A 15,896-nucleotide genomic window follows, 5' to 3' on the forward strand; every position below is an offset into this window, starting at 1 on the left:
GAAGCGCACGGCGACCGGGAAGGTGAATCCATCAGGCATGGAGTGCTTTTCAGCGCCGCAAGGCTACAGAATATCCAATGGATTCAAAAGATTATTCTGACCTTCGGACAGACAGGGGCAACTCGTTGGATAATCAGCCGATTGAACAAGACGTGGGACAGTAACCGATGACCGCTGACGACTATCTGGTAATGAGCCGCACGGAGTGGGCCGGCTTGCGCGCCAGCACCCCGCTGACACTGTCGGAAGAAGACCTGGCGGCCCTGCGCGGAGTCAACGAGGACATTTCCCTCGAAGACGTTGCCAATGTCTACCTGCCACTATCGCGACTGATCAGCCTGCATGTCGGCGCCGCTCGCAACCTGGCCGGGATCAAGGACACCTTTCTCGGCCGGGCCAGTCCGCGCGGTCCCTACATCCTGGCCATTGCCGGTAGCGTCGCGGTGGGCAAGAGCACCTTCGCCCGTGTGTTGCAGGCGCTGATGGCGCGCTGGCCGGATCACCCGAACGTGGCGCTGGTCACCACCGACGGTTTTCTCTACCCCAACAGCAAGCTGGTTGCCGACGGCATCATGCACCGCAAGGGTTTCCCGGAAAGCTACGATCGTCGGCAGATGGTCAAGTTTCTCGCCGACATCAAGGCCGCCGAAGGCGAAGTGCGGGCGCCCGTCTATTCCCATGTCAGCTACGACATCGTCCCGGACCGCTACCAGGCGGTGGATCGCCCGGACATCCTGATCTTCGAAGGATTGAACGTACTGCAGACCGACGGCACCGACGGGCCAAAGCCGAGCACCATCGTCTCCGACTTCTTCGACTTCTCGATCTACCTGGATGCCGATGAGCAGGATATCGAGCAGTGGTACGTCGACCGCTTCCTGCTGCTGCAGAAGACCGCCTTTCGCGCCCGTGGCGCCTACTTCCGCAAGCTGGCCGACCTGCCACCCGAGGAAGCCCCGGAGGCCGCACGGCAGATCTGGCACGACATCAACCGAGTCAACCTACTGGAAAACATCCTGCCAACCCGCGAACGCGCCGACCTGGTGGTACGCAAATCCCGCGACCATTCGGTCAGCGAGATCTGGCTGCGCTGACACTGACGAGGGGAGCCGCGCCGCTGCCCCCTCCTGGCCTTACAGGACGAACCGCGAGACCGAAGCCCTCAGCCCTTGCGCCAGGCGCTCCAGCGACTGGACGTTGCTGTTGGCATGCGTCACCGATTCCGCCGTGGCCTCGACCATGTTGGAAATACGCTCGATGTTTTCCGCCACGCTGGCGCTGGCCAGGCTCTGCTCGGTGGTAGACGTGGCCACCTCGCGAACCTGAACCAGGGTAGCGGACGCCTCCCGGTTGATATCACGCAGGGCATCCGCCGCCTTCTCGGCCAGTTGCACCCCCTGCATCACCTGCGGCGTGACCGCATTCATGCTGACCACCACCGAACCGGTGTCATTCTGAATTGAGGTGATCATGGTAGTGATCTCCTCGGTGGCCAGCGAGGTGCGCTGCGCCAGGTTGCGCACCTCTTCGGCGACCACGGCGAAACCGCGCCCCTGCTCGCCTGCACGGGCGGCCTCGATGGCCGCGTTGAGGGCCAACAGGTTGGTTTGACTGGCAATGTTCTGGATCACACCGGCAATGCTGTCGATTTCATGGGTACGCTTGACCAGGCCCTCGATCATCACCGATGCATCCTCGACCTTGAGCGAAACATCCTGGATGGCCTTGGCCGCATCGTTGACCAGTTGCTCGCCGTCGGCCGCCAATTGGGTGGAGCTTGCGGAGTTCTTTTCCGTTTCACCGGCGCTGTAGGAAATATGCTCGATGGTAACGGACATTTCCTCAATGGCGGCGGCGGTTGCCGTGGTCGCGTCAGAGGTCTGCTGGGAAGCCGAATCGAGCTGGTGCATCTGGCCCGACAGGCCCTCGGCAGCAGTACCCAACTGTTCGGCGCCATGCTGAATGGAGGTGATCATTTCCCGCAGGTTCCTCTGCATCTGCGCCACCAGGGTGAGCAGGCTGCGCTCGCCGGGCCGATGGCTGATGGTCTGGCTCAGGTCGCCATTGGTGATGCTGCCGACCACACTGGCGGCGTAGGCCGGCTCGCCGCCGAGGCTGCTGTAGATGCTTTTGGAGATACGCCAGGCGACAACGATCACTACCAGGATCACGACAATCCCGATCAGGATGAAATTGAACGCCAACTTCCAGTAGGCCTTGTCGATATCGGAAGTGAACATGCCGAAGCCGACAAACCAGTTCCAATCGCCAATACGGGTGATGCCGTTGAGCTTCGGCGCCATTTCGCCGGTATCCGGGTTCTTGGTGAAGTCATCGTAGTAATAGAACGGGGTGTTGACGGTGTTATCGATGTAGTTCTGGATGCTGGTCTTGCCGTTCGGCGCCTTGCCGAGGTCGACCTTGCCGACCTTGTCGGCGATGGCGTGCACCAGCCCCAGGCCTTCGATGTTCCTGGCCCACACGTAGGTGGTGGTGCCGTAGCGCATGTTCGAGAGCGCCTCGACGGCTTTGGCCTGGGCATCGGCCCGGCTGAGCTTGCCGCTCTTTTCCAGCCCCTGGAAATAGCCGACCTGCTTGGCGGCCATGGCCAGGACGGAGTGAATTTCGCTGCGCTTGTCCTCCTGCATGGTCGAATGCAGGGTATTGAGTGCCAGGCCACCAACGATCGCGAGGCCGAGAATTGACGTTAGTACCAGGATAATCAAACGATGAGAGAGCTTCACGTCCTACTCCGTTAAACACCCGAATTGGAGTCATTTGGGGGTGTTGGTTGTATTTGTCAGGTAATGGCTATCGGCCACTCGTCGTAGGACTTGAGAATTTTGGATCCAAAATACACTCGCATCTCGGCCTCAGGAGTCAGCCCGACCGCATCGCCATTCAAGCGCGGTATACAGCGCTCCAGCCAGTAAGCCGCTGGCCACGAATACGAAAGGGCCTACCCAGAACAGCGGCGGCAGGGGCTCGACTCCTGTGAGCAGCGATATAGGACGACTGATGATTAGCGGCGCCACACTCCCCATCCAGATCAGCAAGCCGCTGCCCGCCCCGCCGATGACGTACCGCCAGGGCGTGACCAGAAATCGCTCGACCAGCCACAGCACCGGCCAGCCGACCAACATGCCGAGCAGTGCCCCGATAAAGAAGAAAAGGACAGCACCCGGCAGAATTTCCGCCCCCCTGAAGAAGAGTGCGCAGGCCACGCTTCCCAAAGCCAATCCCGCAGCCAGCGGGACAGCCATGATCGACCGTCTTCTCCCTCCTGCCCTAAGGTGGTGACGTGCAGGCTTCATTGGTTCCCGGCAGGCTGGGGACCGCTGTTCCAATTGAACAACGGCGCATTCTTGAGGTAATTGATGACCGGGCTGTTGTTCATGAACTCCTGCCCGCTGATGAATTGAGTGTTGCCGCCCCAGACCATCCCCGCCATCCAGCTATTGGAGTTGAACAGCGGGCTGCTACCCGTTCCCCAACCATGAGTTTCGATGTCGAAGCCACCCGACGTCGTGGGCACCACCGTACGCACTACAAACCCGGGATCCAGGGCATGCATGCCTGGAAGAGTCACGTTGATCACACTCTTGCTGCTTTCATCCGTCAGATGCGCGACATAACCCAGCTTGAGCCCCATCAAGTACAACTCGCTCACGTCGCCGCTGCCGACCACCTTGACGCCATCGCCGCCAGGCCCGGCGTTTCGCTTGAGGGCTTCGTACTCCTGGTCCAACGTGCCACAACCACCCAGCTTCACCAGGCAGCCACTCGAGACATCATCGTACTCGTGGGGTTGCTTGGTGCTGCCCAACACCGCTTCATAGCCGGCGAACGCGGCCGGTATGCCACCGCCCGTCTGCCCCTTGGCGTTGATGAACTGGCCGCTCTTCACGGCCTCGGTGAACTTGCCCTGGCAGGCCGATGCGCCTACCGCCTCGCAGTTATTCGCAGCCCACTCCTTATAGCCAGGCAACGCTGCCGCCACGTTGGCCGCGATCAGCAGGCTGTTGGTCTCGATATCGCTGATCGCACCAAAGGCCGTCTTGTCCTTGGCATCCAGGGCCTGGTCCGCCGCATACAACTGCCCAAAGCTCTTGGCCCCTTCAACGATCTGCCTGATGTGCGCGTCAAGGCAACCCTGGTCCTGGCAGGCCATGAGTGCGGCGTCATTGATGTCACTGCGCCGTTTGGCTTCAAGTTGCACGCGCATGCGACAAGCGGTGTTGTCAGCGGCACAGAGAGCCAACTGCCGAGACAGCACCTCGATATCCTCATGCGTGAGATAGTTGTTCTGGACTTCCTGCAAACCGGCACTCGCGCCGTTGATACCACCGACACCGGCGGAAACCAGACCGGAAGTCCCCAGGATCAGCGACTTCTTCACGTCCACGGGTAGATCCATCTGGGCCACCTTCTCGGCAATCAACGGTGCCGTCAGCGCCGCCGCACCGGCTCCCAGGGCGCTGCCGCTGACCGTACCGCCAGCCAGCCCCTGTATTCCACCCGCCAGCATATGGAGCATCACTCGCGCCGCTCCCCCTTCGTCCCACGCAGCACGGGTAGTGCTGTCAGTGGCCTTGTCACGCTGCTGGGAGGCATAGTCGCCGATCAGCTTGTAGGTGTCCGCCGCCGTGGTATTAGCCACGATACCCAGCGCCGTGGCACCACCCGCCCCACCCAACGCGGCACCAATCAGGCCGCTGACGATATCGACGAGTACCCGCTTTTCGCCGCCGGGCGCCCAGCTTTCGTTGACGTATTTCAGGTTGTCCCTGGCCGCTGCGATCTCCGCTCCGGTAGTGGCTTTCTCCAGGCGTTCCTGAGCCCTCTTCTTCTCGGTGTCGGCAACCTTGCCAATCACTGACTGAGTCAGCGCGATCGAGCTGCGGATCAGTTCCATGCGAGTCTGCAGGGCGCCCACATCCGGCTTGTCGAGTTTTTCATTGGCGTTGGCGGTGTCTCGGTTGAGACCAACCAGGTCATTCGCACCCTCGGCATTGCGCACGATAATAGTCCCGTTGCTGACCGCGCTGCGGGTCTTGCTCTGGTCCGATTCACTGAGCGCCAACGGAATCATCCCACCGAAACCAAGACCGTCCCCACCGCTGCTATAGGAAAGCGAAATGCCCGCCGACTGGCTGCTGGCCTCGCTCTTGTTCTTGATATCACTGACGATCAGACGATCGGTACTGAGCTTGTTCTTGTCGGCCGTGGCCTCGCTGGCGATCACCGCGCCCAGCAGGGTGGTGTTCTGTCCGACATGGATGTTGTAGCCACCGCTACCGGCAAACAGGCCGCTCTGGTCGGTCACGGCCTTGTAGTCGCTGTTCATGTTACCGGCAGACAGGTTGGCCGAGCCCGTGACCGTTGCGCCATAGCAGAATGGAGGGACACAGATGCTGGCACCGAACCCGGCACTGCTCTGCTTGCTGGTACGACTCTCGGTATCCTGCCGTGAGCTGATATCAAGATTGCCGCCTATCACCGCGTTGATACTGTCGGCCTTGACCTGGGCACCGGCCAAGGTGGTGTCATTGCCGCTGCGCAGCACCAGGGCACCGGTATCCAGCGTCGTATTGACCTGGGTGACCGAGTGCCCATCTCCCATGTTCTTGCCCACCTGCGCCCCCAGGTCGAGAGTGAAGCCGTTCTGTGCCCCCAGGTTGAAACTGGCGCCGATGGCGGTGCGGCTGTTGCTGCCGTGGCTTGAACTGTCCACGGTGTTCTGGGCGCTTTCAAAGGTGATGTCGTTCTTCGCGTCCAGTACCGTATTGGTCGCCTTGAGGGTGCTGCCGACCACATGAATATCACCGGCGGTGCCCGCCGCATTGCCCGTGGCGATAATGGCCAGGCCGCCACCAGCATTGATCGAACTCTGCCGGGCTGTCTGACTGTCCTGCTGCTTGCTGTCCCTGGTGTGGGTGTTGGCCAATTCCGTGCCGATCTTGATCAGCGAACCACTACCGCCCTTCTTGTCTGCGTAATTCGTCAGGGCACCGTTGAGATCCGAGTACGTTGCAGAAGGATCGATACTTCCCACCGTCATCAGCAATTGCGCCTGCTTCACCGCCCTGAGCCGAGGATCGTCGATTTCCCGGGTGGCCTGCGCTGACTCCCGCAGATTGTAGAGGGTGTTGAGCGTACTGATCACCGAACCACCCATCACCCGCCCGACGCCAAGGCTGGAAGACTTGTCCTGGCTGCTCTGGCTGGCGCTCTCCATACCAGCCAGGATGCTCACGCTGGAGCCGGTCAGGCTCATGTTGCGAGTGCTGACCAGGTCACTGGCCACCACGCCCAGGTTGCGCCCGGCATTGAGACTGACATTACCGGCACTGGACCCGAGGGTGCTGCCGGTCAGCGTCGTTTGGGTGGCCTGACCGTTATGCTTGCTGCTGCTCAGGTTCAAATGCTGGTTGCCGGTAATGTCATCGACCCCCAGCTTGTTGGCCGTGAGGACTCCGGTGAAGTCATGCCCCTTTTCCTTGTGCATTTCATTGCGGGTAAAGGTGTTCTCTGCGGCGTTGATGGTCAGGTCGCGACCGGCCTGGACCGTCAGGTCCTTGGTACTCACCAGGGCCGAGCCGGTGATGGTGACATCGCGCTTGGCGCTCACGTCGACCGTATTGCCAGAAATGAGACTGCCCACCGCCGTGGTCTGGGTTTCCGAGACCTTGTCCTCGACCTTGCTCGACTTGAGCCCTCCCCAACTGCTTTTACTGGTGCTGCTTTCGTGACGTACACGGGTGGAGTCGGTGACCGCGAGAATCTGCACATCGTTGCCGGCGGCCAATTGGGTGCGGCCCTTCTCGGCCGACACCTGACTGCCCTTGACGATCAGATCGTTACCCGCCACCAGGGTGGTGTTGGTGCCGCTGGAGACCGAGCTGGCGATATGAGTGGTGCTTTGCAACTCATCCAGCTGGCTCTTCTTGCCCGATGAGCTTTTCTTGGTCTTGCTGTAGAAACTGTAGTCTTCGTCTGCCGCGCTTTGCAGCAACAGGTTGGCGCCCGCGCTCAAGTAGGCTTCGCGCCCGGCACTCACGGTGCTTGCAACGAGGGCCAAGTCCTTGCCAGCGCTCATCAGTACGTTACCGCCGGCCGTCACGCTACTGCTCACCTGCTGTTCATGATCCTCCTGGCTGCTGACTTTCTTGCTTTTGGCATACGAGTGCTGCTCATCCGCCGCCGAGGACAGGGTCAGGTCCCCTACGGCCGAAAACGCCACGTCACGCTTGGCATCGATCTGACTGGCAACCACGCTCAAGTCACGCCCGGCGCTGATCATGAGATCCCGGCCGGCAGAAACGCTGGAGCCATGGTGGGTGATCGTGTCGTCCCGATAACTACCTCCCAGGCTATTGCCCTGCACCTCTTTGGTCGCGCCGATATTGACGTCGCGACCGGCCCTGAGCAGGGTATCCCCGCCGCTCTTGAGTACACTGCCGCTGTTGTTGATATCACGTCCGGCGCTGACCGTGAGACTGTTGGCCGCCTCGATCCGAGCAGCGCTGTCGAGAAAGTCGCGTTGCTCGGTCAGATAGCCATTGCTGCTCTGGCGACTGGTCACGGTGCGCTCGTTGATCACGTCGCCATTGACGGCCGTGATGCTGACATCACGGCCGGCAATGATCCCCCCGGCCTTGTTGCTCAGATTGTTCCCCGCCAGTGCCGCGAGACGCTCGCCGGCCTCGAGCAAGCCGCTGTTGACCTGGTCGTTGCCGGCAGCTGCCAACAGGCTGTTGCTGGCTCGCAGGGTTCCGGAGTTGTTCAGGTCCTCGCCGGCAATCAGGGTCACGTCGCTGCCCTGGATCAAGGCTCCATTTGGCGCCAGGCGATTGTTGGCCTGGGCCAGGTAGAGCACCGGCACCAACACTTCCTCGCCATTGACCACCTGCTTCTCCATCCAGACGATGTCATGGGTCAGTGCCGCGACCTGCTCGGAAGTCAGGCTGACCCCCATGCTCAGGTTGAGTTGCTGCTTGCTGCTGATGGCGTTGTCCATCAGGTGCTTGAACAGTGCCTCATCGGAGGTCTGCCCGTCGATGAAGCGCTGGCCAGTGCGTGCAACCACCGCTTGCTGGATCAGCTTCTGCTCATAGAAACCATCACCCAGGCGCTTGATGCTGTCGTCAGGGTTGTAGCCCAGGCGGGAGAGCAGATAGTCCGAGTTGACGAACTGCTTGAGATCGGTGAGCGCCGGATTGGTTTCGATCAGGTACTTCTGCGGACGAGACTGGCCGCTCGTGCTGGGCAATCCCTGGACCCGGGCAATGGTGACAGGACCGGCGCCAAGAGTCTGGGTATTGTCGGTCAATTGAACATGAGTCGACTGGGCCCCCGCCTGGACCTGTTCGCGCTGGGCGGCGCCCACTTGAGTGCCACCCAGCGTCCAGCTCTGCGCCCCCCTGTCGGCGGGCACGTTGCTGGCCGCGCCACTGAGACGGAACAGGCCGTTCTGCCCGGTCGGCAGGCTGAAGCCCGGCAGCGTCAGCGGGTTGACCTGCTGCTGGGCAAGATCGGGAGGCAGTTGACGGTTGATGTTGACGATCGTGGAACTGCTGTTGACCTGTGTCGAGCTGGTGTGAGCAGCTACCCCGTCAACCGTTACGCCTTCACGGATGACACTGTTGGTCAGGTTTTTGGACGCCGAGATATTCACCGCTCCGCCAGCCTGGACGACGGCATTGGCATAGGCCGATGGCGTGTTGTAGGTCATGATGTCTTCAAAGAAGTTCGCGCCCTGCACGGCGGCAGGGGCCTCGGCAAAAGGGCCGTCCGGGTTGTAGTGGGCGGCAGCGAGGCTCCTGGGATCAGGGGCCCCGTCAACATGGACGATGCCGAAAGACGTATACGGGTTATCACCCCGGCCACCCGGCTTGGATATAACCGGGAGAGAGGACTCGTTATTGCTGGCGTTCCAGGTATGCAGTGAGGGCAAGCCTCGCAAATAGACCACGGAAGGATCATTGGCGGCGTTGTAGTTCATCACCGACACCCAGAAGTTCATATTGCGAAGATCGACATTGGGCAGGAAAGAACGCCTGATGCTGTAGTCGCCGACGGATGCCCCCTGGTTGGTGAACGTCTGCAGATTCATGCTCAGGTTATTGCCGGCAGTGACCGTGGAGGCCGAGTTGAGAAAGTCCTGGCCATTGGCGAGGAAGTTTCTACCTGCAGTCATGGTGGCGGATGCCGAATCCTGGATGATCTGCGATTTGTAGTTCTGGACCCAGACCAGAAAGCCGTCTTCCTGGTAACCCACCACGGGCACGAACTCCGAACAGCTGTAGCAACGTATGCCGATGTACGATGAAACCATCCCGCCCGTAGCCTGAAAGACGTCCTTGCGGTTCTCGATATGGCTGGCCGAAAGGTTAAGGTCCCCACCACTCTCCATCGTCGAGGAAATGTTGTTGATCGAGGTACTCAGGCCATTGCTGTCATCCCTGGCAATGCCGAGGTTGCCAAAGCTGTAGACATCGGCATAGCGGTTGGTGAACGTGTCGAGGCGCAGCGCCATATCCCCGCCACTGAAAATCAGGCCTCTCTCGTTCAGCAGGCTCGAAGTGTTCAACCGCAGGTTGCCGGTTGCCCCCAGCGTCCCGTAGTTGTTGATCCCGCCGGCGGTCACCGTCATTCCCGCCGCCGAAGTGACACGACCATAGTTGCCAAGCAATCCGCTGACATTGATCGTGGTATCACCACCACCGGCAATACGGGTGCTGGCACCCAGGTTCAACTGTGCCGCCCTCAGACCCAGGTTACCAAGACTGGAGAGCCGGCCATTACCGCCATAGTTGCCCCCCAAGCTCAGGTTGACCGTGCCGTCACTGGCGATCAGCCCATCATTGGTCCAGTTACCGCCGGTGCCGGTCAGGCTGTTGGAAGCAAGCAATTGCCCGCTACCCGTCTGATACAGGTTGTTGACGTTGATGGTCAGGCGTCCGGCCTGAATCACGCTGCTGTTGGTCCAGTTGTCGGCCCCCAGGGTCAGGCCGCCGCGGGTAACCAGGGTCCCGCCGGCCCCAGTGAGGTTGCCCATGGAAATATCAAAGGTACCAAGCCCTGCGTGCAACAGACTGCCGCCCTGATTCAGGAAACTGCCAGCCTCCAGGCCAAGATCGAAATTGCGGGTTTCCAGAACACCGTTGCGATTGTCGAGCAGGCCGCCGACGCTGAACGATGTCGTGCCGCTGGAGCCCAACGCCCGCAGTTGCCCAGCCTGGTTATCCAGGGCCGTTGCCCTGATCGACAGGCTACTGTCGCTTTCGACAACCCCCTTGCGGTTGGTGAAAGCGCCATCCAGACTCAAGTCGATCTGGCCGCCGGCGACCTGGCCACCCAGGTCGCCGCCGTTGTCGAAGTTGCCACTGCTGACCTTGAGCAGGCCGCTGGAATAGAGACCACCATTGCGGTTGTCGACATTGGCGGCGGTAAGTACCGCTTCCCCGGCACGGGCGGCAATACGCCCGCCATGATTGTCTATACCGCCGAGCGCGTTGAGGTTCAGGCTCTGGGCTTGCACGCTGCCGTTCTGGCGGTTGTTGCTCAGGTCATAGCCATTTTTCAGCACACCGACAATGCGCGTTTCCAGGGCATTCCTGACGCTGGACAACACGCCCCCCCGGTTGTCGAGATTGGCGGCCTTGATGAACAGACGACCGTCCTGGGCAATGACCTTGCCGCTCTGGTTGTCGATATCGCCACTGACCTCCAGGTTCACTACACCCTTGCCCTGTAGAGACCCCTTGGCATTACCGAGGCTGGCGGCAGTGAGTTGCAGATCGCCGTTGACGCTGGCGATCAAGCCGGCATTGCCATTTTGCACACCCCCGGTCGAGGTGATGCTGAGTTTGTCGGCAGCCGCGAACGTGCCCCGGTTGCTGTTGTCAAGGCTGGCGGTCAACACGCTCAGCAGCCCCTGGCTGGAGAGCTCGCCGCCCTGGTTGTTGATCTGCGTGCTGCGCTGGATGAGCAATGGCCCAACGGCGGACAATTTACCGTTGGTGTTGGTCAGGGCACCCAGCAGGTCCAGGGTGACCGCGCTGTTGCCAACCAGGATACCGCTGGTGTTGTCCAGCGTGGTGCCCGTAAAGCTCAGGACCTGCTGCGCACTGATGGTGCCAGCGTTGTTCAGGGCCATGGCATTCAGTGCCAGAGCCGCACCGCTGTCGATCAAACCACCTTGGGTGTTGTCCAGCAGGCCGGTGACGGCCAGGGTTTGCCCGGCGGCACTGGAAAGAATGCCTTTGTTGCTGTTGTCCAGGCTGGCGGCCTTGACGCTCAACACCTTCTGGCTGACCAGCGCCCCGGCGTCGCTGTTGAGCAACGCCCCGCTCAAGGTCACGTCAACATTGCCGCTGCGGCTGGAAACAGTGCCGTTAGCGCGGTTGTCCAGGCTAGCGCCGTTGAGCGTCACGCCTTGCCAACCCGAGAGCAGGCCAGCACCCTGGTTGATGATTCTGTCGGCCGTCAGGTTCAGCAGGTTGTTGCTGATCAGCTTGCCAGCATTGCTGTTGTCCAGGGTCCGGGCCGTCAGGTCGAGGCTTTGGGCGCTGCTCAGTTCGCCGGCCTGGTTGTTCAAGTCACGCAAGTGCGCAAGGCTCAGGTTACCCGCCGTGGTGATCTGGCCACCGGCGTTGTTCAGATCGCCAGTGGCGCCGCCAAAGTCGATGGCGATCGCGCTGCCCAGCAGGCTGCCGCCCCGGTTGTCGAGACCGCTGCTGGTGAGCGTCAGGCCGTTGGTGGCGTTGATCAGTCCGTGGTCGCGGTTGGTGACCAGGCCAATGGCGAGCAGGTCAAGACCGGCGCGGCTGGTCAACGTACCGCTACTGTTGTCGAGGCTGCCGACGCGCACGTCCAGCGCGGCCGCCGCGATCATGCCCTTGATGCTGCTCAGGGCCTGTTCCACCCGCAGCGTCAGTGCCTGGTTGCTCAGCAACTTGCCGCTGTCGTTGTTCAGGTTGTGCGCCGCCAGGGTGAAAGCCTGGGCACTGGAGATTTCACCGCCCTGGTTGTTCACGCCCTTGAGGTTGTCGAGTACCAGCAGCGGCGCGTTGATCAATCCACCCTGGTTGTTCAGTTGGCCCTGGTTGAGGTCCAGGCTGATCGAGGTATCGCCCTTGAGCTGGCCACCTTGCTGGTCCAACCCGGTGACGCTGGCGATCAGCGCCTTGGCCGCGCCGATACGGCCGCCATCCTGGTTGGTCAGTTGCGCGGAGGTCAGGTCAAGGCCATCGCCGCTGCTGAGCAAACCATCGTGGCTGTTGTCGAAATCGCCGGTATGGATCGCCACCGGCCCCAGGCCGCTGATCGTGCCTTTCTGGCGGTTATCGAGACTGGCGCTGTGCAGCTCGATGCTGCTATCGGTGACCAGCCGGCCCCCCTGGTTGACCAAGGCACCAGCACTGGTCACTTGCAGCACACCGGCACTGGAGAAACTGCCACCGCTGTTGTCCAGGCTGCCGGCATGGGCCGTCAGGGTGCCTTCGCTACTGATCAGGCCCCCCAACTGATTGGTCAGGGCGCCATCGAGAGTGATGATCAAGCCGGACTGCGCACTCAACTGGCCGCCGCTGTTGTCCAGCGTGGTACCCAGCAGCGTGGCGCTGCCCTGGCTGACCAGTTGTCCCAGGCTCTGGTTGATCACCTGCGTGACCTTGATTTCCAACCCAGTATCAGAGAGTACCTTGCCGCCTTCGCTGTTGTTCAGCTTCTGGCCGTTCAGGTTGACCGACTGCACGCTGGAGATTTCGCCGGCCCGGTTGTCGATGCTGTCGACGTTGAGGACCAGCAGTTTTTTAGCCGAGATCAGGCCTGCATTACTGTTGTCCAGGCTAGCGCCATTGAGGGTCAGGTTGCCCTCGGTCAGCAAGGCGCCGTCCTGCTGGTTGAAGGTGGTGACGGTGGCGGTCAGGTCGTCCTTGCTGGAGATACGCCCCTTGGCGTTGTCCACGGTATTGGCCGTCAAGCTCAGCGGGCCGTTGGTGATCAGCGAGCCCGCCGAGTTGTCCAGATGGGTCGCACTCAGGTCCAGTTTCTGCTGGGCAGTGATGCGGCCCTGGCCGGTGTTGTCCAACGCCTGGCCCTTGAAGACCAGGGTCTGGTTCGAGCCAATGCGACCACCCTGGTTGTTGACCGTGCCGCTGGCGGTGATATCCAGAATATTCTCGGCCATCACCAGGCCGGTGAGGTTGTCCATCGAACCGAGAACCAGCGTGTTGCTGGTCTTGCTGGAGACTTCACCGGCATCGTTGTTCAGGTGGCCGAGGGTAGCGGTCAGTGGGCCGACGCTGTTGATCAGGCCGCCCTGCCCGTTCAGAACCGTATAGGCGGTCAGGTCCAGGCTATCAGCGCTCAGCACCCGCCCCTTGCCCTGGTTGTCGAAGGTGCCGGCCTTGACGTTCGTCTGCCGTTGGCCACTCAGGGTTCCGCCCTGGTTGTTCAAGACCTGGGTGGTGCTGACTTTCAAGTCGCGGCTGGCGACCACGCTCTTGCCAGAGTTGTTGAAGTTCTGCGCGGTGACTTCGACGTCACCTTCAGCGTTGCGGCTGTCATCAGCGTTGACTCCGGCTTCAATGATGCCGTTGTTGGTCAGTTGGCCGCCGCTGTTCAGGCTGATTCGGTCCTTGGCCACCAGGTTGTTCTGGCTGGTCAGGTCGCCCTGGGTGGTCACGGCCAATGCAGTACCGGCGTATAACGGGCCCTTGGCCTCCAGAGTCTGGGCCTGGACGATGACAGCCCCGGTCGCGGCCATGTCGACCATGCTCAGGTGGCCGTTGGCGTCGAGCTGGATATCACCTGCGCTGGCGACCATCTTGCCGTCAAGCTTGACCCCGACGCCGGCTTCGGTGCCGACCAGTTTGATCGCTCCGGCGTACATGCCGCCCAGTGCCGAGGAGTCGATCGCCAGTTGCGGAGCCGCAGCCGGGTCGGTGGCACGAGCCGTGGCCTTGAGAGTCTTGGCATCGACATCGTTGGCGCCAGCGATGATCGCCAGGTTCTTCGCCTGAATCTCGGCGTTGAGCTTGGCCGAGCGGGTGATGATCTCGAAGCGGTCGATGTTGTTGGCATTCAGGCCTGCGCCTTCGATGGAGACACTGCCCTGGTCGACCTGATAGCGACTGACCTGGCCGTTTTCAACGACCGGCTTGCCAGTGGTCAGCGTGGCCTGCGGTGTGTTGATGAAGCCGCAACCATTACAGGTGATGCCATAGGGGTTGGCGACGATCACGTGGGCCGATTGCCCCGCTACCTCGGTATAGCCACGCAGTTGACTGGGACTCCCGCCGTTGACCTCGTTGAGGATGGTGGAGGCTGCGCGGCCATTGAGGTTGCTGTTGCCGATGATGTGGCCACCCAGTTGGGTGTTTTGCAGGTTCTGCGTCGAATTGTTGAGAATGAGGCCATTGGTCCCGACGTTGTAGTCATGGAACTGGTTGTGCGACAGCCCACTGGCATTCGGCGCAGCGATATTGACGATCGGCACTCCATTTGCCGCCTGCCCCAACGTCGTCGCAGGGTTGCTGACCACGATCCCCTCCGCCTGCGCCCACAACGGCTGCCAGAACATGACGTTCGCCAGCAGGAAGGCCAGTCCGCGTTTGGGCAGCCCCAGGAAGTGATCACGGTTTTTTAGGCCAGCAGAAGACTGAGCCGCAACGAAGGCGAACTGACGAACGTCCATGTGTGTCTCGATGCGCGAAGGCGGTTAAGAGTTCACAACCCCTCACCTCGTCTGACGCGAGTGCAGAGAGACCGATTCCTAGAAGCAGAGATTGATATCAATATGATGTCGCGATGGTAGAGAGACGTATCTATGGCGTCAACAAAATGCTACGAGTTGTATCCTTGGGAATACAGGAGGCACCGGCGCGCATGCCATGCACCCAATCAGGCAGCAGCGGGCTGAAACAACCGTCGCAGAGCGGGTTATGAACGAGAGGCGGGGCAAGAGCAACAGCATTCGAAGCACTTTTTCGCAGACGAAAAAAAATCCGGAAATCCTCACTATCGTGGGCCTTCCGGATTCTTCTATTACTGCTGAATATGGTGGGTCGTGTAGGATTCGAACCTACGACCAATTGGTTAAAAGCCAACTGCTCTACCAACTGAGCTAACGACCCGCTGTGTGGTGGCGCGTATAATACTGATTTATAACGGGAATTCAACACCCTACGCGAAAAAAATCAAAAATAGTTGGTTGGGTCGGCAATTCCGGCCGCGTTGAAGCCTTCCGCACGCAGGCGGCAGCTGTCACATTTCCCACATGCAAAGCCGCTGGCATCCGCTTGATAGCAGGATACCGTCAGCGAATAGTCGACCCCGAGGCGCATGCCCGCCCGGACGATATCGGCCTTGCTCAGGTTCTGCAGCGGCGCCTGGATACGGAAGCCGTCACCCTCGACACCGGCCTTGGTCGCCAGATTGGCCAGGGTTTCGAAAGCCTCGACGAACTCGGGACGGCAATCCGGGTAGCCGGAATAGTCCACGGCATTCACGCCGATGAAGATGTCCCGCGCGCCCAGCACCTCGGCCCAACCCAGTGCCAGGGACAGGAACACCGTGTTGCGAGCCGGCACATAAGTAACCGGAATGCCTTCGCCCGGTGTCTCGGGTACGTCGATGGAGCTATCGGTCAGCGCCGAGCCACCAATGCCGTTGAGGTTGAGGCCGATAACCTTGTGCTCGATCGCCCCCAAGTCACGGGCAACCCGCTCGGCAGCCTGCAGCTCGGCGCGATGGCGCTGGCCGTAGTCGAAGCTCATGGTGTAGCAGCTGTAGCCCTCGGCACGCGCCATGGCTACAACGGTCGCCGAATCGAGGCCGCCGGACAGCAGGATTACCGCTTTCTTTTCAGTGCTTGCTTGAGTGGTCAT

Annotated in this window: 5 protein-coding genes, 1 tRNA gene and 1 pseudogene; 1 reads left to right on the top strand and 6 read right to left on the bottom strand. The window is 60.9% G+C overall.

The window, feature by feature from the left end; genetic code table 11:
- Positions 1-167 precede the first annotated feature (167 nt).
- Entirely contained in the window at positions 168-1,094 is a 927-nt protein-coding gene (coaA, locus tag AC6I6U_RS28990) for a type I pantothenate kinase (protein ID WP_497879397.1), read from the top strand.
- A gap of 39 nt (positions 1,095-1,133) precedes the next feature.
- Here coaA and AC6I6U_RS28995 read toward each other — a convergent pair whose 3' ends face one another.
- The 6 genes and pseudogenes from AC6I6U_RS28995 to queC all read right to left on the bottom strand — a co-directional run bounded on the left by AC6I6U_RS28995 (position 1,134) and on the right by queC (position 15,896).
- Complete coding sequence (locus tag AC6I6U_RS28995) at positions 1,134-1,997, bottom strand: methyl-accepting chemotaxis protein (protein ID WP_497883126.1); 864 nt, start codon at positions 1,995-1,997, stop codon at positions 1,134-1,136.
- 213 nt (positions 1,998-2,210) lie between these two features.
- Positions 2,211-2,648 (bottom strand): annotated as a pseudogene (locus AC6I6U_RS29000) (cache domain-containing protein); the annotation flags it as partial.
- Positions 2,649-2,873: 225 nt separating this feature from the next.
- A complete protein-coding gene (locus AC6I6U_RS29005; protein ID WP_497879398.1) occupies positions 2,874-3,263 on the bottom strand; it encodes a hypothetical protein in 390 nt (129 codons plus the stop codon).
- A gap of 47 nt (positions 3,264-3,310) precedes the next feature.
- Positions 3,311-14,704, bottom strand: a complete 11,394-nt coding sequence (locus AC6I6U_RS29010) for a two-partner secretion domain-containing protein (protein WP_497879399.1) — start codon at positions 14,702-14,704, stop codon at positions 3,311-3,313.
- Between the two features lie 363 nt (positions 14,705-15,067).
- A tRNA-Lys gene (locus AC6I6U_RS29015) sits at positions 15,068-15,143 on the bottom strand.
- 63 nt (positions 15,144-15,206) lie between these two features.
- The gene (queC, locus tag AC6I6U_RS29020) at positions 15,207-15,896 is read right to left on the bottom strand and encodes a 7-cyano-7-deazaguanine synthase QueC (RefSeq protein ID WP_497879400.1); all 690 of its coding nucleotides are present in this window, start codon (positions 15,894-15,896) and stop codon (positions 15,207-15,209) included.

Source organism: Pseudomonas sp. UTLPPB19802, from assembly GCF_059730225.1.